The organism is Enterococcus hermanniensis (assembly GCF_001885945.1).
GTDB lineage: Bacteria > Bacillota > Bacilli > Lactobacillales > Enterococcaceae > Enterococcus_A > Enterococcus_A hermanniensis.
Map to the genome: position 1 here is coordinate 179,729 of NZ_JXKQ01000005.1, position 23,085 is coordinate 202,813.

The window sequence follows — 23,085 nt, forward strand, 5'->3', positions numbered from 1 at the left end:
GAAATTCATGCTATTTGGCAGCGAGTTTGTGTAATGCTTTTTCGGCTGCATCTTGTTCCGCCAATTTTTTAGATTTTCCTTGCCCCGTACCGATCAATTGATCATCTGAATAGACGTCGATGGTAAAAATACGTTCATGGGCCGGACCTTCTTCATTGACTAAGCGATACTCGATTGTGACATCGCCACTTTTTTGTAAGACTTCTTGCAAACGTGTTTTGTGGTCCATCTCACGCGTAAAGTCTCCCGCTTCAATTCTAGGGAAAACTACGGTTTTGATAAAGCTTAACGCAGCTTCATATCCTTGATCTAAGTATAGTGCACCTAAGAATGATTCAAACAGGTCGCATAACAACGCTGCGCGCTGACGTCCACCTGAATTTTCTTCCCCTTTACCTAACATGATATATTGGTCAAAGTGACATTCTTTGGCGAATTTAGACAAACTTTCTTCCCGTACGATCGCTGAACGTAAGCGTGTCAAACGACCTTCAGGTAATGTTGGGTAATGATGATACAAATAGTCCGATACTTGAATTTCTAAGACAGCATCCCCTAAAAATTCTAACCGTTCATTATCTGAGATATTCATATTACGGTGTTCATTCACATAAGATGAGTGGGTAAACGCCTGCTCCAATAAGTTCACATCGTGAAAGACGATGCCATAGTTTTCTTTCAATTCATTTATCAACTGTGTATCCATGGGCTCATTCCTTTTTTTGAGATTTCCATCACGCCTTATTATACTGTTTTTTTACTAATTTTTAAATCAGAAGTCATGAACATAGCAAATTTTCAACCTTTGGCTAACTTTTGCGAATCAAAAATTCGTGTTAAAGTAAACAAAAAACTTTGGAGGGCTGTTGATGGAAACTACTTCTGACGCATTACTAGTGATTGATTTACAAAAGGGTGTCTGTTATGGCGATCAAACAATTGACCAGCTATCTACATTGATTACTTTAGTGAACCAACGAATCGAGACCTATCGAGAACAGAGAAAATCGATTATTTTTATTCAGCATTGCGATCTGGATCTGCCTTTTCAATCGGCAGCTTGGGAAATTCTTACTGACTTGAAGCGCAAAGAAACGGATTTTATCATCCAAAAAACACATGCAAATGCTTTTTATCAGACTGATCTCCAACTGCTATTACAAGCTCATCAGATCAGTAGTCTTGAAATTTGCGGGGCCCAAACTGAATTTTGTGTCGATACGACCATCAAATTCGCGCATGGTTTAGGGTACCACTTGAGCATGAAACGAGGTGCATCCACGACCTATGATAATTCTTTTCTAAGTGCAGCAGAGACGATCGCTTTTTATGAAACTATTTGGGCGCAACGCTTTTTACACTTTATTGAATGATCGAGTATAACTAAAAAAGACCTAGCTAGGTCTTTTTTAAATAAAACAAAGGGCGCAACGAACAATTCGCTGCGCCTCTTTTTATTAAGCTTTGTCGTTTTGCATAATGTAATCAACTGCAGCTCCAACAGTTCCAATTTTTTCAGCATCATCATCAGAGATTTCAGTTCCGAATTCATCTTCTAATTCTAAAACGAATTCCATGATACTGATTGAATCTGCATTTAAGTCATCTTTGATACTCAATCCAAGAGTCACTTTATCTTCATCAATTTCAAAGTGATTTGAAATTATTTCAGCAACTTTGCTAAATACTTCTTCACGAGTCAACAACATTCACCTCCACTTGATCAACTAATACTTGGGTATGTTTTTTTCTAAAAGGGCACAACTCATTTTACTGATGTTTGTTCCCTTTGTCCACCTTTTTCAGAAATCTACAAAGACTGTCTTAGGCTTGGTGGGTTTCAAAAAAATTAACTGATTGGCCCACGACATCTGTTTCTAACATTAGATGGATTTGGTCAATCGTATTGGCGACAGCTTCTGGTCCAGTCGACCCATGAGTTTTGATAACCGGTGCTTTAAGACCAAATAACACTGCACCGCCGTGAGCAGAATAATCTAGTTTGTCTTTCAAGCCATAAAGCGTATCTTTCAACATTACAGCACCCAGTTTTCCTTTTACGCCGGCATCGTTGATACTGCCCTTTAATAGCGTCATCAAACCCATCGCGGTTCCCTCGATAGTTTTCAAGACTGCATTTCCTGTAAAGCCATCTGTCACTACGACATCGGCTACACCATTTAATAATTCACGCGCTTCGACATTTCCAACGAAATTGATGCTTTCTTCTGCTTGTAATAATTTAAAGGCTTCTTTGGTCAACTCACTGCCTTTTGTTTCTTCTGTTCCATTGTTTAAAAGCCCCACGCGAGGGTTTTCGATTCCACGAACATGTTTTGCATAAAAAGAACCTAAGATTGCATATTGGTGAAGATGCTCTGCTTTGTTTTCTGCATTTGCTCCTAAATCCAGCATATCAAATCCTTCTGTTCCGTTTAGCACAGGTAAAGTTGACATCAAGCCTGGACGCTCAATCCCTTTAATCCGACCGATTACAAATAGTCCCGCCGCTAATAGTGCACCCGTGTTCCCAGCAGAAAAAATAGCATCGGCATTCCCATCTTTGACTGCTTGGGCTGCTAAGACCATTGAGGCATTCTTTTTACGACGAATCGCTCTCACTGGTTCATCATCACTATTGATTTTTTCATCCGTATGGATAATCGTAATATTTTTTTCATTAGTTAAATATTGGCGGATCGCATCTTCTTTTCCATATAATTGAAATTCAATCTCTGGATGTTTCTTTTGTGCTAGCATCACACCTTCTACAATAGCTTGTGGCGCGAAATCTCCGCCCATTGTATCTACAGCAATTCTCATGAAAAAACTCTCTCCTTTTTTCGTTTCAATGTATTTATTTCCGCAAGCGAAAAAATATATTTATAATTGACGTTCAACAGGAACTCTTCAGGACAACTTGATCCCTACTATTCGATTGTATCATTTTTTTACCCCAACCAGTATAGCATTAGTCAAAGTAGGTTTCACCTGTTTCAGTAGGTTTAAGCATCTTAGCTAATGGAGCAAAAGCTGGGTCTGCTCGCCAATCCTCTAATTGCCAAATTTGATTGGCTTCATCTCGAGCAACTTCTAAAACATTTGCATCATTAACCAAGTCAGCGATTATAAATTGTGGTAATCCTGATTGACGAAAACCAAAGACTTCTCCAGGCCCACGTAATTCTAAATCTTTTTCACTTAAAATAAAACCATTATTGGTTTCTGTCATAATTTTCATTCGTTCTTTACCCATTTCATTCTTAGGGCTAGCAACTAAAATACAGTAAGAAGCATCCGATCCTCGACCTACACGACCACGTAATTGGTGCAGTTGAGCTAAACCGAAACGATCCGCATCCATAATAAACATCACTGTCGCATTTGGCACATTCACTCCAACTTCGATGACTGTAGTAGAAACTAAAATCTGACTTTGATTGTCTTTAAATTCTTCCATGATTGTTTCTTTTTCTGCATTTTTCATCTTACCGTGTAAGAGACTAACTTGATAATTTGGGGCGTAATACTCACTCAGATGCTCATAGATTTCCGTCGCATTTTTCACATCCAATGCTTCAGATTCTTCGATCAATGGACAAATTACATACAATTGATGGCCTGCCTGTAATTCCAGTTTTGCCCAATCTAAAGTATGTTCTAATTGTTTCGGTTTGATCCAACTAGTTTTGATTGGAATCCGACCAGCCGGCATTTGATCAATCACCGAGACGTCCATCTCCCCATAAGCTGTGATAGCTAAGGTTCGGGGAATCGGTGTTGCCGTCATGAACAAAACATCTGGATGCAAGCCTTTTTCTCTTAGTACTCGCCGTTGATTCACACCAAAGCGATGCTGTTCATCCGTAATGACTAGGCCTAGCTTTTTAAACTGAACATCGTCTTGAATCAATGCATGCGTTCCTACGATCACGTCGATTTCACCATTTTGCAACCCTGCTAAAATTGCTCGTCGTTCTTTGGTTTTAGTTGATCCGGTCAATAAAGCAACTCGCAGCTCTAAAGGATCGAATAACTGTGTCAAACTTTCTAGATGTTGTTGCGCTAAAATTTCAGTCGGAACCATCAGTGCTCCTTGAAAACCGGCTGTCATCGTAGCGTATAACGCAATTGCGGCAACAACAGTTTTACCACTACCTACATCACCTTGCAACAATCGCTGCATATGTTTTTGACTACGCAAATCATAACAGATCTCATTCGTCACACGCTTTTGAGCATCCGTTAATTCGAAAGGTAATGTTTGCGTGAACCTTTTTAGGCGTTCCACATCATAACGGATCGCTAAGCCATTTTTTTCGCTCCGCTCACTTTTTTTCAATCCTTGCATCCGCATTTGGAATAAGAAAAATTCTTCAAAGACCACGCGCCGTTTTGCTTGATGACTTTCGGCTGGATTTTTAGGAAAGTGCATCGCACGCATCGCCTGTTTTCTTGGCAGTAAACGATACTTTTCTAACAGATAATCCGGTAGATTTTCTGGTACTTGATCCCCAAATTTTTCAAAAGCTACCTTAATCAAATCTACTAGTGTACTTTGACGAATCGATTTCGTCACGTGATAGATTGGGGCATATTCTTCTGTTTGTTTTCCCCCTAGAATCTTCATTCCATTCATTGATTTTCGTTTTGCATCCCATTTTCCATAGACAGCTAATTCTTCCCCAACTTCGATTTTTTCTTTCAAGTAAGGTTGATTAAAAAAAGAAACCATGAAGACTGCATGATCTTGCATCATCCGAAATTGCAAACGGCTTTTCTTATAACCGAAGCGACTAACGACCGGTGCAGAGACGATTACACCTTTTAACGTTACCTTTTCTTGATCATTGATTTCCAATAAATTCTTTTCTTGGATATCTTCATAGCGAAAAGGGTAATAGCTCAACAGATCCTCGACTGTCAAAATACCCAATTCCGCCAATGTCTGGACGCGTTTAGGACCGACACCTGGCAACACTGAAACAGCTTCTTGAATCCCCATAATTCCCCTCCTCTCTTTCATTTTTATAACGATACACGCGTATTTTTCGTAGCAAAATTAACAAAAGGAGCGCACCAATTTTATTGGCCCACTCCCTTTTTCGTTCATTCGTTCTATTTTTATTATTCTGCTGAAAGTAAGTATGGATAAACTGGTTGATTTCCTTCATGGATCTCAACTTCTAAATCTGGATAGCTTGCCACTAACATTTCACTGATTTTTTCAGCTTCAGCTTGATCGCCATCTTCACCTACGATGATCGTGATGATTTCGATATCTTCATTGATCATTTTATTTAACGTATCAAGGGTTGTTTGGTATTGATCTGGTTCAGAAAGAACAATTCTCCCATCGATCATGCCTAAGAAATCACCTTCATGAATTTCAACGCCATCGATCGACGTATCGCGAATCGCGTGCGTGATTTGACCACTGACCACTGATTCCAACATCTCTGTCATCGCTGTTTTATTGTCTTCCAAGCTTTGCTCCCCATTAAAGGCTAACATTGCTGTCATCCCTTGAGAGACGGTCTTACTTGGTACGACTGCTACAGGAATCTCAGAAACTTCTGCTGCTTGATCTGCCGCCATGAAAATATTCTTATTATTCGGTAGTACGACTACTTGATCAGCATTGACTTCTTTGATTGCTTTCAAGATATCTTCAGTACTTGGATTCATCGTTTGTCCGCCACTGATAACATAATCAGCACCTAGACTCTTGAACAGCTCTTGAACCCCTTCACCAGCTGCGATCGCAATCACAGCAAATGGTTTACGTTCAGCAGGAGTCGCTTCGAAAGCAGTAACTTCTTCATCATGTTCCAAAATTGTTTCGTGTTGTAGACGCATATTATCTACTTTAATTTTGATTAACGCACCAAATTTTTGGCCGTAGTTCATGACTTCCCCTGGATGTTCCGTATGTACATGGACTTTTACGATTTCTTCATCATTAACAACTAATAATGAATCACCGATACCATCTAAATAATTACGGAAAGTATCATAGTCGAAGGTACTATCAACAGTCGGGCCTTCACCAAGACGAACCATGATTTCTGTACAATACCCAAAAGTGATATCTTCTGTCGCTAATTGACCTTGGACACTGCGATGATGTTCTGCATTGACCATTTCATCCATTTCAGCTGGACTTGGTTCATACGTATCATCAGCTTGGAAGTCACCTGTTAAGGCACTTAAAAAACCTTCATAAATGAACAATAAACCTTGACCGCCACTATCGACTACGCCAACTTCTTTCAAAACTGGCAACATATCAGGCGTTTTGTCTAATGCTTTTTTACCAAATTTTACAACGTCTGTCATCACTTCGATCACATCGTCTGTTTGTTTTGCTTTGCGCTCACCAGCTTTTGCTGATTCACGTGCAACCGTTAGAATCGTACCTTCTACGGGTTTCATCACTGCTTTATAGGCAGTTTCTACACCATGAACCAATGCTTTAGCTAAATCTTCTGCATTTAGTGTTTCAACATCTAAAATAGCTTTAGAAAATCCACGGAATAATTGTGACAAGATAACGCCAGAATTTCCGCGCGCGCCCATCAACAAACCTTTCGCTAAGACATTCGCTAATTCTCCAACTTTTTCTGAAGCAGAATTGACCACGGCAGTTGCACCGCTAGTCATTGATAAGTTCATGTTGGTACCAGTATCGCCATCCGGCACTGGGAATACATTTAATGAATTGACATACTCTGCATTAACTTGCAGACGTTTAGCGCCAGCCTCAATCATCTCTTGAAATTGACTTGCGCTGATTTCTGTTACCTTCACTTACATAGTCCTCCTTAAGAACACTGCCTTTAGTCTGGCAGAACACGCACACCTTGAACGTACACATTCACTGAATTAGCTGTAACTCCAAGCATCGTTTCTAAATTATATTTTACTTTTTCTTGAACATTACGAGATACTTCGGAAATTTTTGTACCGTAGCTGACAATTGTATAAACGTCAACTGCGATGCCATTTTCTTCTTGACGTATAACAACGCCGCGTGAATAGTTTTCTTTTCTTAAAATCTCTGTGATATTATCTTTAATTTGATTTTTGCTAGCCATACCGACGATACCAAACACGTCAGTAACTGCACCGCCGACAACCGTCGCGATGACATCGTTTGAAATTTCGATCATACCAGTCTGTGTATTGATTTTCACAGCCATAGTTGTTAGCCTCCTTAAATAGGCCTAATTGCCCATTTTTTCTACTATAACAGTTTATCATAGCCCTACGACAAATAAAAGAAAGTTTCATTGCGATTTATTGATAAGACCTTCTTATCTCTCACACAATCTTTCTTCTTGCTCTTTAAGTATTTGCAACTTTTCAAAGTCTTTACGCTAACAGAGTATAATTTAACCGTAAATGCCTTGAATGTCAATCTTTATAGAAAATTCCTCTTGCTAAATCCAATGAAATGTGATAAGTTATTTTAGTATGAGCCAAAGAAGCGCTCCAACATGAAGGCAAAAGGAGGAAACATCACATGGCAAAAGTTTGCTATTTTACTGGTCGTAAAACAAGAAGTGCAAATAACCGTTCTCACGCTATGAACGCTACTAAACGTACTGTAAAACCTAATTTACAAAAAGTTCGCGTGTTAATTGACGGAAAACCTAAAAAAGTTTGGGTCTCAACTCGTGCTTTGAAATCTGGAAAAGTTGAGCGCGTTTAATATTATCCAATCAAACCAAACCGTTCGATCACGAGCGGTTTTTTATTTTGACTTTTTTCATTTTGGTCATTGATTTCTATAATTGAAGACGCACAAAAAAGAGCCGGCAATGCTGGCTCTTTTTCTTTTTATTAGTGTTTTTATAAATCTTTGCTTGCGTTTCATAGCTCCTTCACAAAATCTAAGGGCTTCTGTGGTAAAATTTGGGTAGTCTGTTGAAAGAAAATGGGTGATTTTTATTATGAAGAACTATCTCAAAGAAAATCGATGGTACCTATTAGCCAGCTTTTTCTTGCCAGCATTGATCATGGTGGCCGTTTATTTGACGATTGGGATTTATCCCGGATCAAGCCGAAGCGTTTTAGCCAGTGACGCTTTTTCACAATTTTCGAACTTCCACGCAAGTTTTCGGAATATGCTTTTAGGAAAGCAAGGGCTTTTTTATAACTGGAACACTTCTTTAGGATTAAATTATTTATCCTTAGTCTCTTATTACTTAGGTGGATTTTTTACACCTTTAGTGCTTTTCTTTCCCAATCAGTTAATGCCAGATGCTTTGTATTTTCTAACTATCCTAAAAATTGGTGCCGCTGGTTTAGCTTTTTGGTTTTATGCTAAAGGTAGCTTCAAGCTGCCTGATTGGTCTCGTGTTGCTTTGAGTGTCACGTATGCCTTGATGTCTTTTGCCATCGCACATTCCGAGATCATCATGTGGTTAGATGCCTTCATTTATCTTCCACTGATTATTTTAGGAATCAACCGAGTAATGGATTTAAAAAAACCAACGGTCCTCTTTGTTTCCTATTTAATGTTGTTTTTAACAAGTTTTTACATGGGCTTTATGATCGGGCTCTTCTCGGTTTTATATTTTATCGCTCGGTTAGTGACTAATTGGAAACAATACAAAAAAAGCATTTTGCCTTATGCAATCACTTCGTTGCTAGCAGGCTTTGCTTCGATGATCATGATTCTTCCTTCCGTTTTAGATTTACGAACCAACGGAGAAGAATTGACGCAAATCACGACTTTCAAGACCGAGGCTACTGGTTGGTGGGATTTCATTGCTAAAAATATGATCGGCTCGTATGATACGACCAAGTATGGTTCAATTCCCTTTATCTATATTGGTCTCTTACCCTTGGCACTTTGTTTGTTTTTCTTTATCTGTAAAAAGATTCCTTGGAAAAATAAGCTAGCTTACGGTGTGATTTTTGCGATTTTAATTGCAAGTTTCTATATTCAACCGATGAACTTATTTTGGCATGGTATGCATGCACCGAATATGTTTTTGTTCCGGTACGCTTATCTGTTGTCCTTTTTAGTCATCACCTTAGCTGCCTGGGGCTGGGAGCAACTCGATCGTGAAAATCTTTTGCAATTGATTGCCTCCCTGTTACTATTGATTGCGATTTTCGCGATTTTCTGGGGAACAAAAGGCAAAGATTATAATTATTTAAAAGATCTTTCACTATATATCACATTAGGTTTCTTAGCACTGTACGCTTTATTGCTGACCGGCTACCATTTTAATAAGTTACCCCTTAAAACATTAAGTATCTTATTATTGTTGCTCATGTGTTCCGAAGCAGCTGTCAACAGCGATTTTATGGTTAGAGGAATTTTAAAAGACTGGAATTATGCTTCTCGCAGTCTATATACTGCGCCTTATCCAGACATTAAAAATTTAGTCGATGAGACAAAAAGCGAAAATAAAAGTTTCTATCGGATGGAGAATTTAGATCCTGTGTCTTCAAATGATTCCTTTAATTATGGGTATAGCGGCGTCAGTATGTTTTCTTCAATTCGAAATCGTCACTCATCAAGCTATTTAGATCAATTAGGTTTTCGTTCTCGCGGAACAAATTTAAATATTCGCTATCAAAATAATACGTTGTTGGCCGATGCTTTTACCGGCATCAAATATAATATTGCCAAGACCACGAACTTAAATAAATATGGTTTTACTAAAACAAAAAGTTCTGGTGAATACAATCTTTTTGAAAATAGCAATGCTTTGCCATTGGCCTTTACTGCCCCGACAAGCGTTGATCATTTGACTGCCATGTCCAATGATAATCTAGGTACACAAACACAATTATTCAATGCCTTATCACAAGAACAATTGCAATATTTCAAATTCTTGCCGATGGCACAAGTTTCGACTAAAAATGCTACAGTCACAAATTCGGGTAACATCACAACGATTGCCGAAAAGCAAAGCAATGTTGCTAAAGAGGTCTCTTGGACTGTCCAGGTCCCTGCCAATACACAGGCATACTTGAGCTTGTACCCGTATAATTTTTCAGAATTAGAAAGTTCTACTGCAGCTGTGACTGCCAATGGTCAAACACGTCAGGCTCAAATTAGCATCAGTGGCCAATACTATGACTTAGGCTATTACTCGGCAGCTACAACCGTTACCTTTACCGCTAGTTTCTACGGTACCAAATCGGTCAGCTTCCAAAATCCACAAGTTCTAGCTCTAGATACGATTGCTTATCAATTAGCAGTCGATCAGATCCAAGAAAACGGCGTGGCCTTAAAAACAGGCAAAAACAGTGCTAAAGGAACCGTCAATTCTAGCAAAGAACAAACTTTAGTTACCACTATTCCTTATGACGAAGGCTGGACCGCCAAAGTCGATGGCAAAAAAGTCGATATCAAAGCCTTCCAAGATGCCTTTATCAGCATCCACGTACCAAAAGGCAAACATACCGTTACCTTTAGTTACATGCCAAAAGGCTTTATTGTTGGAGCTATTTCATTTGTTGTCTCGATCGGACTCTTTATCCTCTATTTACGAATGCTAAAACCAAAAAAAGTCTATCGACATTAAACAGCGCATCACTAACTTCTCTTGTCTTTCGTAATAAAAATTTACAAAAAGCACGCTAAATCGATTTAGCGTGCTTTTTTATTATTCATATTTTACCTCTGCCAAATAAAGCCCTTCTGGATGAGCAGTCGGCCCAGCCAAATTACGGTCTTGTGCATCCAGGATTGCCGGAATACTATCCGCAGGCATCCGTCCATTACCGATTTTTAAAAGGGTTCCAACTAAGATGCGGATCATTTTATATAAGAAGCCATTGCCTCTAAAAATAAAAGTTAGCTCTGTCCCAGCTTCATTTACTTCTAAATCAGCTTGATAAATCGTACGTACTTTGTCTTCGATCGCACCGCCCGTTGCACAAAAAGAAGTAAAATCATGCGTTCCCAATAAATCTGGCAATGCTTGACGAATCAAATCAAGATCTAACGGATAAGGAAAATATGACGCAAAAAAACGGCGAAATGGACTGCGTGGTTTTGCGATTTGAACTTTAAAATGATACGTCTTTTCAATTACATGATACCGGGCATGAAAATCATCAGCAGCAATTTCTACGGAAGAGATGGCAATATCATCCGGTGTTTGTGTATCTAGTGCAAAACGCATTCTTTCCAAGGGTCTTTCTTGCGGATAATCAAAATGGATCACTTGACCAATCGCATGAACACCTGCATCCGTCCGACCCGAGCCAACAATTGTGACTGGTGTTCCATTATTCATTTTTTGTAAAGTTTTTTCAACTTCCCCTTGAACCGTCCGACCATTCGGCTGACGTTGAAAACCATTAAAATTTGTTCCATCATAAGCAATCACCGCTTTGTATCTAACCATCCGCTCTAAAAACTCCTTCTCAGTAAATTCGTGTCATTATAACAGCTTTTTTTATCCATTCCAATAGAAAAAAAGCTTGGATTTCTCCAAGCTTAACTCCGTAAAAAGAACAATACGATAGTCACAATCACAAAAATAAGCAAGACAATCGTATCGCGATTCATCCATTGCAACTTCCGATATTTACTGCGTCCTTCACCACCACGATAGCCGCGTGCTTCCATTGCGGTTGCTAAATCTTCTGCTCGATTAAAACTGCTGACAAATAGAGGAATCAGTAGTGGAACAATCGCTTTAACTTTTTGTACCAAACTGCCATCGTTAAAATCAACACCGCGCGCTCGTTGCGCATTCATGATTTTTTCTGTCTCATCCATCAGCGTAGGAACAAAACGTAATGCAATCGATAGCATCAACGCAATTTCATGAACTGGAAAATGGAATCTCTTCAATGGGTTCAACAACGATTCGATCGCATCTGACATCGATAACGGTGGTGTTGTCAACGTCAACAATGTGGACATAAAAATGATCAATACGAACCGACAAAAGATAAATAATCCATTTTGAATCCCATAGGAAGAAAGACTAAATACTCCCCAAGACCAATACAAAGTACCGCCTCGTGTGAAAAGCATCTGCAAAGCTACGGTAAAAATAATCAACCAAATTAATGGTCGAATCCCTTTTAAAAAGAAACTCAAATTAATTTTAGAAGCTAAAACAGCAACCATAGTGAAAGCAGCTAAGAATAGATAGCTTTGCCAATTATTGGCTAAAAAAATGATTCCGATAAAATAAAAACTTGCGAGCAATTTTGCTCTTGGGTCTAAACGGTGGATCAATGAATCTCCAGGAATATATCGTCCAAAAATTAATTTATTCATTAGTCGCAGGACCTCCTGCATGCTTGACGATCCAATCAGCCAATTCATTTTCAGTCAATGGCAACTCAGTAAATTTTGCGCCACGGGATTGCATCTTTTCAGCAAACGCACTTGCTTGTGGTACACCTAATTGTTTTTCTTTCAACCATTCGACATCGTCAAAAACATTTTGTGGCGTTCCATGTTTTACCACTTGGCCTTTTTCCAAAACATAAACATAATCGGCAAAATTTGTTACATCATCCATCAAATGAGTCACTAAAACGATTGTAATCTTTTTTTCACGGTGCAAGCGTAAGAACATCTCCATCATTTCTTTACGTCCCATTGGATCTAAGCCTGCTGTTGGCTCATCTAAGACCAATACTTCAGGCTCCATTGCAAGGACCCCAGCGATTGCTACACGCCGCATTTGCCCCCCAGAAAGCTCAAAAGGCGACCGTTCAAGATAGGATTCATCTAAGCCAACCATTTGTAAATTCTCTTTAGCTAAAATTAAAGCAGCTTCCTCTTTCACACCAAAATTTTTAGGGCCAAAGGCAATATCCTTGGCGACTGTTTCTTCGAATAATTGTGCCTCAGGAAATTGGAACACAATCCCAACTTTTTTGCGGACAGGCTTCAAATTTTTATTATCTGTCGTTGGTGTAATTTTCCGATCACCAATGATCACTTGCCCTTCAGTCGGTTTAAGTAGTGCATTCAAATGTTGTAATAACGTTGATTTACCACTGCCAGTATGACCAACGAGTGCTGTATAAGAACCTTGTTTGATATCTAAATCAATATCGTACAAAGCACGTTGTTCAAAGGGAGTATTCGGTTGATATACATAGTTTACTTTTTCAAAACGGATGTCCATAACCAATCCATCATCCCTTCTTCATCTAAATAATTTGCTGGTACTTCTATTCCACGGTCTTTAAGCGCAGCTTTCAGCTTTTCTGGGAAAGGGAGATCCAAACCTAAAGAAACTAATTCTGGCCCTTCTGAAAAGATCTCTTCTGGGGTCCCTTCTCGAAATAATTCACCTTCGCGCATAACCAAAATCCGATTTGCACTTGCTGCTTCATCGATATCATGCGTGATCGAAATAACGGTTAAATCACTTTCTTCTTTGATTTTACGAATCGTTGCAATTACATCGTCGCGGCCTTCAGGATCTAGCATACTTGTTGCTTCATCTAAAATAATAATATCCGGACGTAACGCAACCACACCAGCAATAGCCACACGCTGTTTTTGTCCACCTGATAAACGAGCTGGTTCGCGAGTAGCAAAATCTTGCATTTTAACTTTTTCCAATGCATCTTTCACTCGACGCTGCATTTCTTCTCGTTCAATTCCTTGATTTTCCAAGCCGAACGCAACATCATCTTCTACAGTCGCACCTACGAATTGATTGTCAGGATTTTGAAAGACCATTCCCACCATACGGCGAATATCCCAAACAGAATCATAGGACAATGCCTTCCCACCAACAGTAACAGTTCCTTTTTGCGGCAGATGCAATCCATTGATCGTTTTAGCTAAAGTCGATTTTCCTGAACCATTGTGCCCGACGATTGCGACCCATTCTCCCTTTTTAATTGAAAAACTTACATCTTTCAATGCTGGTGTTGTTTCTTCTTGATAACTAAATTCAATTTGATTGACTTCAATAATTGGTTTCATGGCCATACCTTTCTACTTCTTTTCCAAATCTGTTCTAAGCCTAGCAAAAAAGTGTTGTTTTATCAATCCTAGATACTCAATAAAATGCTTTTGTATACCTATCTGTCTTGACAGTAATTTTGGGTATAAAAAAACACTTTATGATGAGTGCCGGCTTCCCAGAAATCTGGGAAGCGGCGCTGAGCTAGACTCGGAGAAATTCTCCAACATCATAACACTCTAAAAGAATCATCTATAAAGTGACGAGTGATTATTATACAAGTTCTAAAACAACCATAGGGGCGTTGTCGCCACGGCGAGGTTCTGTTTTTAAGATACGAGTGTATCCACCTTGACGTTCAGCATAACGAGGTGCAACGTCGTTGAATAATTTTTGTAATGCAGTTTCAACAACAACAGCTTCGTTTTCTTCACGAACATCAGCGATTTCATTACGTACAAAGCTTGCAGCTTGGCGACGTGCATGAAGATCCCCGCGTTTTCCTAAGGTAATCATCTTTTCAGTAGTTGAACGAACTTCTTTCGCACGAGCTTCAGTCGTAACGATGCGTTCATTGATAATTAAGTCAGTTGTTAAGTCACGCAACATAGCTTTACGTTGGCTAGATGTGCGTCCTAATTTACGATAACTCACGTAGGTTTCCCTCCTTTGTCAACAATATTAATCGTCTTTACGTAGTCCTAGTCCAAGATCATGTAATTTAGCTTTCACTTCTTCAAGTGATTTACGACCTAAATTACGTACTTTGATCATTTCAGGTTCAGACTTATTCGTTAATTCTTGAACCGTATTAATTCCGGCACGTTTCAAGCAATTGTACGAACGTACAGACAAGTCTAGTTCTTCGATGGTCATTTCTAGCATTTTTTCTTTTTGTGTTTCTTCTTTTTCTACCATGATTTCAGCATTTTTTGCTTCATCAGTAAGATTTACAAAAATGTCCAAATGTTCAGTTAAAATTTTCGCTGCTAGACTCAATGCCTCTTGAGCAATGATCGATCCATCAGTCCAAATTTCCATCGTTAATTTATCGAAATCATCACGACGACCAACACGTGTATTTTCAACTTGGTAGTTTACTTTGCGTACTGGTGTGTAGATAGAATCGACCGGAAGCACACCAATTGGCATATCTTCCTTTTTATTTTCGTCTGCTTGAACATAGCCTCGACCAGGTTTTACTGTTAAACGTGCATGGAATGTCGCGCCTTCAGCAACAGTACAAATGTACATATCTTTGTTTAAGATTTCAACGTCACTGTCAACGATAATATCGCCGGCAGTTACCGTAGCTGGTCCAGTAATATCGATCTCAAGGGTTTTTTCTTCTTCAGCAAATAACTTAAGCGCCAGACCTTTGATATTCAAAATGATTTGTACAACGTCTTCTCGTACACCTTTGATGGTTGAGAATTCGTGCAACGCACCATCGATTTGAATATTAGTAATGGCAGCACCTGGTAAAGAAGAAAGTAGAATACGACGTAGAGAATTACCTAAAGTAGTTCCATAACCTCTTTCCAAAGGTTCAACAACGAACTTGCCATAATCTCTGTCTTCATCAATTTTTGTGATTCTTGGTTTTTCGAATTCAATCATTCTTGTTTTTTACCCCTTTCAAAACGAAAAGTGTCTTGTTCAATGACATTCCTTGTAAAACTCATAGAGTTGGGCACTCATTAAACACGACGGCGTTTTGGAGGGCGGCATCCATTATGAGGTACTGGAGTCACGTCACGAATTGCAGTTACTTCTAAACCAGTTGCTTGCAATGAACGAATCGCTGCTTCACGACCAGAACCAGGTCCTTTAACAGTTACTTCAACACTTTTCAATCCATGTTCCATTGCAGCTTTCGTTGCAGTTTCAGCAGCCATTTGAGCAGCGAAAGGAGTAGATTTTTTACTACCTTTGAAGCCTAATGAACCTGCAGATGACCATGCTAAAGCGTTACCGCTAGCATCAGTGATCATGATGATTGTATTATTAAAAGTCGAATGAATATGAGCAATACCTGTTTCAATATTCTTCTTCACACGACGTTTACGATTTACTTTCTTTGCTACCATGAAGATTTAAACCTCCTTCACTAATTATTTTTTCTTGCCGGCAATAGCGCGAGCTGGGCCTTTACGAGTACGAGCGTTGTTCTTAGTGTTTTGTCCACGTGTAGGCAAGCCACGACGATGACGAATTCCACGGTAAGAACCGATTTCCATCAAACGTTTGATGTTCAAGTTAGTTTCACGACGTAGATCGCCTTCAACTTTTAATTTATCGATTTCCGCACGGATAGCGTCTGTTTGTTCGTTCGTTAAGTCACGTACACGAACATCTTCAGAAACGCCTGCGTCGGCTAAAATTTGTTTCGCTGTAGTATTTCCGATACCGTAAATATAAGTAAGTGAAATTACCACGCGTTTATCACGAGGAATATCTACTCCTGCAATACGAGCCATACTTAATTACACCTCCAATTATCCTTGACGTTGTTTATGTTTTGGGTTTGCTGGGCAAATCACCATAACGCGTCCATTACGACGAATTACTTTACAATGTTCACACATTGGTTTTACTGATGGTCTTACTTTCATGATTATACCTCCTGAAGTTTTACGGAGTACAACTTACTTAAAGCGATAGGTAATGCGACCACGACTCAAATCATAAGGAGAAAGTTCAACAGTAACCTTATCTCCAGGTAGGATTCGAATGTAATACATCCGGATTTTTCCAGATACGTGTGCAAGAACTTCGTGTCCGTTTTCCAATTCGACTTTAAACATTGCATTCGGCAAAGTTTCGACGACTGTTCCTTCGATTTCAATCATATCTTCTTTTGCCACGCAGAGTACCTCCTTGTAGTTGTTTCGCATTTTCACACGATAAAATGGCGGAAACTGCAGTTCCCACCCTAATTCTAAAGTTAACTTCTAAAAGCTAGAAGTCAGACTGATATATTCTATCATAAAACATCGAACTTGGCAAGATAAACTGCATTTCAAGTCGGTAGGCAAATTATTTTTTTATAATCTTTTCTACATCCGCAAATACGGCATCAATTTCACGATCTCCATCAACTGGATATAACAAACCTTCTTCTTCATAATAGGCTAAAATTGGTTCACTGTTTTTTATGTTTACAGATAAACGATTTTTAACTGTTTCTGGCTTATCATCTTCACGTTGATAGAATTCATGACCACCGCAGTGATCGCAAGTTCCTTCTACTTTCGTAGGATTGAAGATTTTATGATAAGTCGCGCCACAATTGCGGCACATGAAGCGTCCAGCTAAACGTTCAACTAACACTTCTTCTGCTACTTGAATTTCAATCACAGCATCTAACTTTTTATTCAAGTCATTCAGCATTTCAGCTAATGCTTTTGCTTGATCCAAAGTACGAGGGAAGCCATCCAATAAGAAACCTTTTTCAGTGTCTTTTTGTGCTAAGCGTTCCTTTACGATACCGTTAGTAACTTCATCTGGGACCAAATTCCCTGCGTCCATGTAGGATTTTGCTTTCAATCCGAGTGTAGTCTCGTTTTTGATTGCTTCTCGGAACATATCCCCCGTGCTGATATGCGGAATATTGTGTGAGGCAATAATTCTTTCTGCTTGTGTCCCTTTTCCTGCTCCTGGCAGTCCCATTAAGATCAGGTTCATTGATTTCCCTCCTAAGTAATTGAAGCGAGAACGGCGTTGAGGAAAACCTCAACACGCGAATCTACTCTTCATCCATGAAGCCGACGTAACGTCGTTTCAACATGAGTCCTTCTAATTGTTTTGCAGTTTCTAATGCAACACCGACAACGATCAAAAGACTCGTACCACCTAAACCGATTGATTGAGGTAAGTCCCAAAGCATCTGAGCGATAATCGGAATCAGAGCAATTAGTCCTAAGAAAATAGCACCAACAACACTTAAACGCATTAAAATTGCAGAAACATATTCTTCTGTTCCTTTACCCGGTCTTACACGAGGAATGTAACTTCCTTGTTTTTGTAAGTTCTCTGCTAATTTTTCAGGATTGACCTGAACAAATGCATAAAAGAAAGTAAATGAAACAATCAGAATAGTATAAATCGCAGCCCCGGGAATCGTATTATAACTAAATAGATTAGTTACAACATCATACCAGCTCTCCCCGCTATATTTACTAGCTAATGCTTGTAACACCGCATTCGGTGTAGCAATAAATGAACTAGCAAAAATAACTGGAATAACTCCTGCAGCATTTACTTTTAACGGTAAATAGCTACTTGTCGGTGCGCCGACGACTTGTTTTGTATATTGAATAGGAATTTTTCTTTCTGCTTGTTGGAAATACGTTACGAAAATAACGATAGCAACAATTGCAATAAGTAAAATAATGACAAAAATCACTGATTTCCAGATATCACTTGAATCAATATTTACAAAATAATCTTCATAGATATCTTTGATACTTTGTGGTAACCGAGAAACGATTCCCGCAAAGATGATCATTGAAACGCCATTACCAATTCCTTTTTCTGTGATTTGTTCTCCCAACCAAGTAACCAACATGGTACCAGCAGTAAGAATTAAACCAATTGTAACGAACGTTTGAACGTTACGGTTTGGCACGAAACCAAATTGTGCAAAATAGTCAAACCCAGCTGTAATACTTACAGACTGGATGAAAGCCAAGACTAAAGTCAAATAGCGTGTTGCTTGATTTAACTTTTTACGACCGACTTCCCCTTGTTTTGACCATTCAACAAATTTAGGCACGATATCCATCTGCAACAATTGGATTACAATCGAAGCAGTGATGTATGGAGAAACTCCCATAGAAAAGATTGAGAAGTTTTGCATGGCTGAGCCACTTACCATATTCAACATTCTGAAAAACGGCATTTCGCTTAAGCCTTGCAATCCCTGTGCGTTCACACCTGGTACGGTGATCTGTGCACCCAATCTAAAAACTAATAACATTAAAACAGTAAATAAGATCCGAGACCGGATGTTCTGAACTTTGAAAGAGTCTTTTAAAAGTTTGAACATTAGATCACCTCGATAGATCCACCAGCAGCTTCAATAGATTCTTGAGCACTTTTAGAGAATTTAGCTGCTTTAACGGTTAGTTTTTTATCTAATGATCCGTTTCCTAGAACTTTGATTCCAGCTTTCTCGTTTTTCACGATTCCAGCTTCAACTAAAGCAACTGGAGTTACTTCAGTTCCGTCTTCAAAGCGATTTAACACATCAAGATTGATTACAGCATATTCTTTACGGTTAACGTTAGTAAATCCACGTTTTGGTAAACGACGGAATAAAGGTGTTTGACCACCCTCAAAACCTAAACGCACACCACCGCCTGAACGAGCCTTTTGACCTTTTTGACCACGTCCAGCTGTTTTACCGTTACCAGATGAAGTACCACGACCAACGCGATTGCGAACTTTACGTGAGCCTTCTGCAGGTTGTAATTCATGAAGTTTCATATTATGGGCACCTCCTTAGAATTTAATCATCATTTTTGTTGTATTAAACTTCTTCTACGTCCACTAAATGAGACACTGTATTAACCATACCTTTGATTGCATCATTGGCAGGTTTAACAACTGTGCTGTTCATTTTTTTAAGACCCAACGCTTTAACAGTATCACGTTGGTTTTGAGGACGTCCGATAATACTGCGTTTTAAAGTAATTTTTAATTCAGCCATTTCATTCGCCCTCCTTAATTAGCTAAGTTTTCAACAGAGATGCCGCGTAGTGCAGCTACTTCTTCTGCTTTTTTCAATTGAGTTAAACCTTCAACTGTTGCACGAACAACGTTGATCGGTGTGTTTGAACCTAAAGATTTAGAAGTTACATCAGCAACGCCAGCAAGTTCCAATACGGCACGAACTGGTCCACCAGCAGCAACTCCGGCACCTTCAACGGCTGGTTTCATTAAGATACGGCCGCCGCCGAATACACCAATAACTTCGTGAGGAAGCGTAGTTCCTACCATTGGTACTTCGACAAGGTTTTTCTTAGCGTCTTCGATTGCTTTACGAATAGCTTCTGGTACTTCTTGAGCTTTACCAGTACCAAAACCTACGTGACCATTTTTGTCACCGACAACTACTAATGCTGCGAAACGTAGACGACGTCCACCTTTAACAACTTTAGTAACACGGTTGATCGCTACGACGCGGTCTTCTAATTCCAAATGTTTTGGATCGATATAAACCATGAATGGTGTTCCTCCTTCTCCTAAAATTCTAGTCCATTTTCGCGAGCTGCTTCAGCTAAAGCTGCTACGCGGCCATGGTAAAGGTATCCACCACGGTCAAAGACTACTTTTTTGATACCTTTTTCAGAAGCACGTTCAGCTACTAATTTACCAACAGCTTGTGCTTGTTCAGTTTTTGTTCCACCTGAAATTTCTTTATCCAAGGCAGAGGCACTTGCTAGCGTCACACCCGCTACGTCATCAATTACTTGCGCGTAGATGTTTTTGTTAGAACGGAAAACGTTCAAGCGTGGGCACTCAGCAGTACCAGAGATTTTGTTACGGACACGCATATGGCGCTTTTGGCGTGTTTTATTTTTATCTGGTTTTGTAATCACAATTGTCACCTCTATATATAAGCTGGCCTAAGCCGCATGTAGGAAAAACCTACTATTTACCAGTTTTACCTTCTTTACGACGTACGTATTCGCCAACATAACGGATACCTTTGCCTTTATAAGGTTCTGGAGGACGAGTTCCGCGGATTTTCGCAGCTAATTCGCCAACTACTTCTTTGTTTGCACCTTTAACAATTACTTGTGTGTTTGCAGGTACTTCGATTGTAACGCCTTCTGGAGCTACCATCTCAACTGGATGTGAGTAACCAACGTTCAATACAAGTTTTGATCCTTGTAATTGTGCACGGTACCCAACCCCAATTAATTCTAATGCTTTTTGGAATCCTTCGGAAACACCAATAACCATGTTATTGAAGTTTGCACGAGTAGTTCCGTGGATTGTTTTCATTTCTTTGCTGTCGTTTGGACGAGTGAATGATACTTCGTTTCCTTCGATATTCATTTTAATATCAGAAGAAAAAGTACGTGTTAATTCACCTTTAGGTCCTTTAACAGTTACGTTATTTCCGTTTTGAGTTACTTCAACTCCTGCAGGAATAACAACTAATTTATTACCAATACGGCTCACTTAAAGACACCTCCTCATGGATTGTTTGATATTACCAAACGTAAGCTAGCACTTCGCCACCGACGTTTTTGTTTCTAGCTTCTTTATCAGTTAATAAACCTTCAGAAGTAGAAATGATTGCGATACCTAAACCGTTAAGTACACGTGGCACTTCGTCAGCTTTAACGTAAACACGTAAGCCAGGTTTAGAGATACGTTTTAAGTTCGTGATAACACGTTCGTCATTTTTACCGTATTTAAGGAAAACACGGATCATGCCTTGTTTGTCATCTTCGATATATTCAACATCACGTACGAAACCTTCACGTTTAAGGATTTCAGCGATGTCACGTTTGATTGTTGAAGCAGGTACTTCTAAAGTATCGTGTTTAACCATGTTGGCATTACGAATACGAGTTAGAAAATCTGCAATTGGATCTGTCATGACCATTGAACTATTTACCTCCTTTTTGCGAGTTTGTTTTACCAGCTAGCTTTCTTCACGCCGGGAATTTGACCTTTGTAGGCAAGTTCGCGGAAGCAAATACGGCAAAGATGAAATTTACGATAAACTGAATGTGGACGTCCGCAACGTTCGCAGCGAGTATATTCTTGCGTAGAATGTTTTGCAGGGCGTTTGTTTTTAGCAATCATTGATTTTTTAGCCAATTTTTTCGCCTCCTTGATTTATTTTTGGAATGGCATTCCAAGTTGTGTTAATAATTCGCGTGATTCTTCGTCAGTTTTAGCAGTTGTTACAATAACGATATCCATACCGCGTACTTTATCAACTAAATCAAAATCTACTTCAGGGAAGATCAATTGTTCTTTAACACCTAAAGTAAAGTTACCACGGCCATCAAAGGATTTTTTGCTTACTCCGTGGAAGTCACGTACACGAGGAAGTGACACAGTCACTAATTTGTCTAAGAATTCATACATTCTTTCTCCGCGTAGTGTTACTTTCGCACCGATAGGCATTCCTTCACGTAAACGGAAACCAGCGATTGATTTTTTAGCTTTAGTGATAAGTGGTTTTTGACCAGAAATCAACGCTAATTCTTCAACAGCTTTGTCTAAGTTTTTAGTGTTTGATACCGCATCACCAACACCCATGTTGATGACGATTTTTTCAACTTTAGGAACTTCCATTACTGAATCATAGTTAAATTTTTCCATCAAAGATGGTGTAATTTCACTTACAAATTTTTCTTTTAGGCGGTTCATCTATAAGATCCTCCTTCCTTGTTTAATTATTTATCTAGTGTTTCGCCGGTTTTCTTAGAAACGCGGACTTTTTTTCCGTCAACCACTTTATAGCCAACGCGTGTCGCTTCTCCATTTGAAGGGTCGATCACCATAACATTAGAAGCATGAATTGGTGCTTCTACCTCAACGATTCCACCTTGAGGGGCTTCTTGAGAGGCTTTTTTATGTTTTTTCACGATATTGACGCCTTCAACAACGACTTTATCTTGTTTAGGAAGGGCTTCTAATACAATGCCTTCTTTATTTCTGTCTTTACCAGAGATAACTTTTACTTTATCGCCTTTTTTAACGAACATTACTGTTGCGCACCTCCTTTAGTTGAATCTCTCGATTATAATACTTCCGGTGCCAATGAAACGATCTTCATGAAGTTGCCTTCGCGTAGTTCACGAGCGACAGGTCCGAAGATACGTGTTCCTCTTGGGCTCTTGTCATCACGAATGATAACAGCTGCATTTTCATCAAATTTAATATACGAACCATCAGTACGACGAGCGCCTGATTTAGTACGAACGATAACGGCTTTTACAACGTCACCTTTTTTGACAACACCACCTGGCGTTGCTTGTTTAACCGTAGCAACAATCACATCACCGATATTTGCAGTTTTGCGACCAGATCCACCAAGAACTTTAATAGTTAAAATTTCACGTGCACCTGAGTTGTCCGCGATTTTTAAACGGCTTTCTGCTTGGATCACTTGTGTATCCTCCTTTCAGATTTA

General features: G+C 39.2%; 31 protein-coding genes. 3 read left to right on the forward strand and 28 right to left on the reverse strand.

Features of this window, described 5'->3' with window-relative positions; genetic code table 11:
* Positions 1–10: 10 nt before the first annotated feature.
* Complete coding sequence (rnc, locus tag RV04_RS07510; protein WP_071857857.1) at positions 11–706, reverse strand: ribonuclease III; 696 nt, start codon at positions 704–706, stop codon at positions 11–13.
* Positions 707–869: 163 nt separating this feature from the next.
* On the opposite strand from rnc, the gene RV04_RS07515 reads away from it, so the two are divergent.
* Positions 870–1,373 carry a cysteine hydrolase family protein gene (locus RV04_RS07515; RefSeq protein ID WP_071857858.1) on the forward strand — a complete coding sequence of 168 codons (504 nt, stop codon included), beginning with the start codon at positions 870–872 and terminating at the stop codon, positions 1,371–1,373.
* Between the two features lie 84 nt (positions 1,374–1,457).
* Here RV04_RS07515 and acpP read toward each other — a convergent pair whose 3' ends face one another.
* The 5 genes from acpP to RV04_RS07540 all read right to left on the reverse strand — a co-directional run bounded on the left by acpP (position 1,458) and on the right by RV04_RS07540 (position 7,202).
* Positions 1,458–1,703 (reverse strand): acyl carrier protein, encoded by a 246-nt coding sequence (gene acpP / locus RV04_RS07520; RefSeq protein WP_071857922.1) that lies wholly within the window; start codon positions 1,701–1,703, stop codon positions 1,458–1,460.
* A gap of 121 nt (positions 1,704–1,824) precedes the next feature.
* On the reverse strand, positions 1,825–2,823 hold the full coding sequence (gene plsX / locus RV04_RS07525; protein WP_071857859.1) for a phosphate acyltransferase PlsX: 999 nt from the start codon (positions 2,821–2,823) through the stop codon (positions 1,825–1,827).
* 148 nt (positions 2,824–2,971) lie between these two features.
* The gene (gene recG, locus RV04_RS07530; protein WP_071857860.1) at positions 2,972–5,005 is read right to left on the reverse strand and encodes an ATP-dependent DNA helicase RecG; all 2,034 of its coding nucleotides are present in this window, start codon (positions 5,003–5,005) and stop codon (positions 2,972–2,974) included.
* 122 nt (positions 5,006–5,127) lie between these two features.
* Entirely contained in the window at positions 5,128–6,810 is a 1,683-nt protein-coding gene (locus RV04_RS07535) for a DAK2 domain-containing protein (protein WP_071857861.1), read from the reverse strand.
* Between the two features lie 29 nt (positions 6,811–6,839).
* Positions 6,840–7,202: an Asp23/Gls24 family envelope stress response protein gene (locus tag RV04_RS07540; protein ID WP_071857862.1), complete on the reverse strand. Its 363-nt coding sequence runs from the start codon at positions 7,200–7,202 to the stop codon at positions 6,840–6,842.
* Positions 7,203–7,525: 323 nt separating this feature from the next.
* Between RV04_RS07540 and rpmB the strand changes: the two genes are divergently transcribed.
* Positions 7,526–7,714: a 50S ribosomal protein L28 gene (gene rpmB, locus RV04_RS07545; RefSeq protein WP_071857863.1), complete on the forward strand. Its 189-nt coding sequence runs from the start codon at positions 7,526–7,528 to the stop codon at positions 7,712–7,714.
* 241 nt (positions 7,715–7,955) lie between these two features.
* Positions 7,956–10,550 carry a YfhO family protein gene (locus RV04_RS07550; protein WP_071857864.1) on the forward strand — a complete coding sequence of 865 codons (2,595 nt, stop codon included), beginning with the start codon at positions 7,956–7,958 and terminating at the stop codon, positions 10,548–10,550.
* 81 nt (positions 10,551–10,631) lie between these two features.
* Here the strand turns inward: RV04_RS07550 and truA are convergent, their stop codons facing one another.
* From truA to rplN, 22 genes are all read right to left on the reverse strand, one after another.
* Positions 10,632–11,378, reverse strand: coding sequence for a tRNA pseudouridine(38-40) synthase TruA (truA, locus tag RV04_RS07555; RefSeq protein WP_071857865.1), 747 nt, complete (start codon positions 11,376–11,378; stop codon positions 10,632–10,634).
* Between the two features lie 92 nt (positions 11,379–11,470).
* Complete coding sequence (locus RV04_RS07560) at positions 11,471–12,286, reverse strand: energy-coupling factor transporter transmembrane component T family protein (RefSeq protein ID WP_071857866.1); 816 nt, start codon at positions 12,284–12,286, stop codon at positions 11,471–11,473.
* Positions 12,258–13,127 carry an energy-coupling factor ABC transporter ATP-binding protein gene (locus tag RV04_RS07565; protein ID WP_071857924.1) on the reverse strand — a complete coding sequence of 290 codons (870 nt, stop codon included), beginning with the start codon at positions 13,125–13,127 and terminating at the stop codon, positions 12,258–12,260. Before RV04_RS07565 ends, RV04_RS07560 begins: the two co-directional genes overlap by 29 nt.
* Complete coding sequence (locus RV04_RS07570; RefSeq protein ID WP_071857923.1) at positions 13,103–13,939, reverse strand: energy-coupling factor ABC transporter ATP-binding protein; 837 nt, start codon at positions 13,937–13,939, stop codon at positions 13,103–13,105. The genes RV04_RS07565 and RV04_RS07570 overlap by 25 nt, the downstream gene beginning before the upstream one ends.
* Positions 13,940–14,192: 253 nt before the next feature.
* Positions 14,193–14,573, reverse strand: a complete 381-nt coding sequence (gene rplQ / locus RV04_RS07575) for a 50S ribosomal protein L17 (protein WP_071857867.1) — start codon at positions 14,571–14,573, stop codon at positions 14,193–14,195.
* Positions 14,574–14,600: 27 nt separating this feature from the next.
* Entirely contained in the window at positions 14,601–15,539 is a 939-nt protein-coding gene (locus RV04_RS07580; RefSeq protein WP_071857868.1) for a DNA-directed RNA polymerase subunit alpha, read from the reverse strand.
* Positions 15,540–15,619: 80 nt separating this feature from the next.
* A complete protein-coding gene (gene rpsK / locus RV04_RS07585; RefSeq protein ID WP_071857869.1) occupies positions 15,620–16,009 on the reverse strand; it encodes a 30S ribosomal protein S11 in 390 nt (129 codons plus the stop codon).
* A 24-nt stretch (positions 16,010–16,033) separates the two neighbouring features.
* The gene (gene rpsM / locus RV04_RS07590; protein WP_071857870.1) at positions 16,034–16,399 is read right to left on the reverse strand and encodes a 30S ribosomal protein S13; all 366 of its coding nucleotides are present in this window, start codon (positions 16,397–16,399) and stop codon (positions 16,034–16,036) included.
* 18 nt (positions 16,400–16,417) lie between these two features.
* Positions 16,418–16,534 carry a 50S ribosomal protein L36 gene (rpmJ, locus tag RV04_RS07595; RefSeq protein WP_010742772.1) on the reverse strand — a complete coding sequence of 39 codons (117 nt, stop codon included), beginning with the start codon at positions 16,532–16,534 and terminating at the stop codon, positions 16,418–16,420.
* Positions 16,535–16,567: 33 nt separating this feature from the next.
* A complete protein-coding gene (gene infA / locus RV04_RS07600) occupies positions 16,568–16,786 on the reverse strand; it encodes a translation initiation factor IF-1 (RefSeq protein WP_010742771.1) in 219 nt (72 codons plus the stop codon).
* Positions 16,787–16,958: 172 nt separating this feature from the next.
* The gene (locus RV04_RS07605; RefSeq protein ID WP_071857871.1) at positions 16,959–17,606 is read right to left on the reverse strand and encodes an adenylate kinase; all 648 of its coding nucleotides are present in this window, start codon (positions 17,604–17,606) and stop codon (positions 16,959–16,961) included.
* 61 nt (positions 17,607–17,667) lie between these two features.
* Positions 17,668–18,969 (reverse strand): preprotein translocase subunit SecY, encoded by a 1,302-nt coding sequence (gene secY, locus RV04_RS07610; RefSeq protein ID WP_071857872.1) that lies wholly within the window; start codon positions 18,967–18,969, stop codon positions 17,668–17,670.
* Complete coding sequence (rplO, locus tag RV04_RS07615; RefSeq protein WP_071857873.1) at positions 18,969–19,409, reverse strand: 50S ribosomal protein L15; 441 nt, start codon at positions 19,407–19,409, stop codon at positions 18,969–18,971. Before rplO ends, secY begins: the two co-directional genes overlap by 1 nt.
* Before the next feature lie 43 nt (positions 19,410–19,452).
* On the reverse strand, positions 19,453–19,632 hold the full coding sequence (gene rpmD, locus RV04_RS07620) for a 50S ribosomal protein L30 (protein WP_010747202.1): 180 nt from the start codon (positions 19,630–19,632) through the stop codon (positions 19,453–19,455).
* A gap of 14 nt (positions 19,633–19,646) precedes the next feature.
* Positions 19,647–20,147 carry a 30S ribosomal protein S5 gene (gene rpsE, locus RV04_RS07625; protein WP_071857874.1) on the reverse strand — a complete coding sequence of 167 codons (501 nt, stop codon included), beginning with the start codon at positions 20,145–20,147 and terminating at the stop codon, positions 19,647–19,649.
* Between the two features lie 20 nt (positions 20,148–20,167).
* Positions 20,168–20,524, reverse strand: a complete 357-nt coding sequence (gene rplR / locus RV04_RS07630; RefSeq protein ID WP_010747204.1) for a 50S ribosomal protein L18 — start codon at positions 20,522–20,524, stop codon at positions 20,168–20,170.
* 52 nt (positions 20,525–20,576) lie between these two features.
* Positions 20,577–21,113: a 50S ribosomal protein L6 gene (rplF, locus tag RV04_RS07635; protein ID WP_071857876.1), complete on the reverse strand. Its 537-nt coding sequence runs from the start codon at positions 21,111–21,113 to the stop codon at positions 20,577–20,579.
* Between the two features lie 31 nt (positions 21,114–21,144).
* Positions 21,145–21,543, reverse strand: a complete 399-nt coding sequence (gene rpsH, locus RV04_RS07640; RefSeq protein WP_071857877.1) for a 30S ribosomal protein S8 — start codon at positions 21,541–21,543, stop codon at positions 21,145–21,147.
* A 32-nt stretch (positions 21,544–21,575) separates the two neighbouring features.
* On the reverse strand, positions 21,576–21,761 hold the full coding sequence (locus RV04_RS07645; RefSeq protein ID WP_028020384.1) for a type Z 30S ribosomal protein S14: 186 nt from the start codon (positions 21,759–21,761) through the stop codon (positions 21,576–21,578).
* 18 nt (positions 21,762–21,779) lie between these two features.
* Positions 21,780–22,319: a 50S ribosomal protein L5 gene (gene rplE / locus RV04_RS07650; protein WP_071857878.1), complete on the reverse strand. Its 540-nt coding sequence runs from the start codon at positions 22,317–22,319 to the stop codon at positions 21,780–21,782.
* A gap of 26 nt (positions 22,320–22,345) precedes the next feature.
* A complete protein-coding gene (gene rplX / locus RV04_RS07655) occupies positions 22,346–22,657 on the reverse strand; it encodes a 50S ribosomal protein L24 (RefSeq protein ID WP_071857879.1) in 312 nt (103 codons plus the stop codon).
* 35 nt (positions 22,658–22,692) lie between these two features.
* Complete coding sequence (gene rplN, locus RV04_RS07660) at positions 22,693–23,061, reverse strand: 50S ribosomal protein L14 (RefSeq protein ID WP_010742760.1); 369 nt, start codon at positions 23,059–23,061, stop codon at positions 22,693–22,695.
* Positions 23,062–23,085 lie beyond the last annotated feature (24 nt).

Coding starts and splice junctions, on each gene's coding strand:
- rnc (WP_071857857.1), bottom strand. CDS start 706: ATGGATACACAGTTGATAAATGAATTGAAAGAAAACTATGGCATCGTC.
- RV04_RS07515 (WP_071857858.1), top strand. CDS start 870: ATGGAAACTACTTCTGACGCATTACTAGTGATTGATTTACAAAAGGGT.
- plsX (WP_071857859.1), bottom strand. CDS start 2,823: ATGAGAATTGCTGTAGATACAATGGGCGGAGATTTCGCGCCACAAGCT.
- recG (WP_071857860.1), bottom strand. CDS start 5,005: ATGGGGATTCAAGAAGCTGTTTCAGTGTTGCCAGGTGTCGGTCCTAAA.
- RV04_RS07540 (WP_071857862.1), bottom strand. CDS start 7,202: ATGGCTGTGAAAATCAATACACAGACTGGTATGATCGAAATTTCAAAC.
- rpmB (WP_071857863.1), top strand. CDS start 7,526: ATGGCAAAAGTTTGCTATTTTACTGGTCGTAAAACAAGAAGTGCAAAT.
- RV04_RS07550 (WP_071857864.1), top strand. CDS start 7,956: ATGAAGAACTATCTCAAAGAAAATCGATGGTACCTATTAGCCAGCTTT.
- truA (WP_071857865.1), bottom strand. CDS start 11,378: ATGGTTAGATACAAAGCGGTGATTGCTTATGATGGAACAAATTTTAAT.
- RV04_RS07560 (WP_071857866.1), bottom strand. CDS start 12,286: ATGCAGGAGGTCCTGCGACTAATGAATAAATTAATTTTTGGACGATAT.
- RV04_RS07565 (WP_071857924.1), bottom strand. CDS start 13,127: ATGGACATCCGTTTTGAAAAAGTAAACTATGTATATCAACCGAATACT.
- RV04_RS07570 (WP_071857923.1), bottom strand. CDS start 13,939: ATGAAACCAATTATTGAAGTCAATCAAATTGAATTTAGTTATCAAGAA.
- RV04_RS07580 (WP_071857868.1), bottom strand. CDS start 15,539: ATGATTGAATTCGAAAAACCAAGAATCACAAAAATTGATGAAGACAGA.
- rpsK (WP_071857869.1), bottom strand. CDS start 16,009: ATGGTAGCAAAGAAAGTAAATCGTAAACGTCGTGTGAAGAAGAATATT.
- rpsM (WP_071857870.1), bottom strand. CDS start 16,399: ATGGCTCGTATTGCAGGAGTAGATATTCCTCGTGATAAACGCGTGGTA.
- rpmJ (WP_010742772.1), bottom strand. CDS start 16,534: ATGAAAGTAAGACCATCAGTAAAACCAATGTGTGAACATTGTAAAGTA.
- RV04_RS07605 (WP_071857871.1), bottom strand. CDS start 17,606: ATGAACCTGATCTTAATGGGACTGCCAGGAGCAGGAAAAGGGACACAA.
- secY (WP_071857872.1), bottom strand. CDS start 18,969: ATGTTCAAACTTTTAAAAGACTCTTTCAAAGTTCAGAACATCCGGTCT.
- rplO (WP_071857873.1), bottom strand. CDS start 19,409: ATGAAACTTCATGAATTACAACCTGCAGAAGGCTCACGTAAAGTTCGC.
- rpmD (WP_010747202.1), bottom strand. CDS start 19,632: ATGGCTGAATTAAAAATTACTTTAAAACGCAGTATTATCGGACGTCCT.
- rpsE (WP_071857874.1), bottom strand. CDS start 20,147: ATGGTTTATATCGATCCAAAACATTTGGAATTAGAAGACCGCGTCGTA.
- rpsH (WP_071857877.1), bottom strand. CDS start 21,543: ATGGTCATGACAGATCCAATTGCAGATTTTCTAACTCGTATTCGTAAT.
- rplE (WP_071857878.1), bottom strand. CDS start 22,319: ATGAACCGCCTAAAAGAAAAATTTGTAAGTGAAATTACACCATCTTTG.
- rplX (WP_071857879.1), bottom strand. CDS start 22,657: ATGTTCGTTAAAAAAGGCGATAAAGTAAAAGTTATCTCTGGTAAAGAC.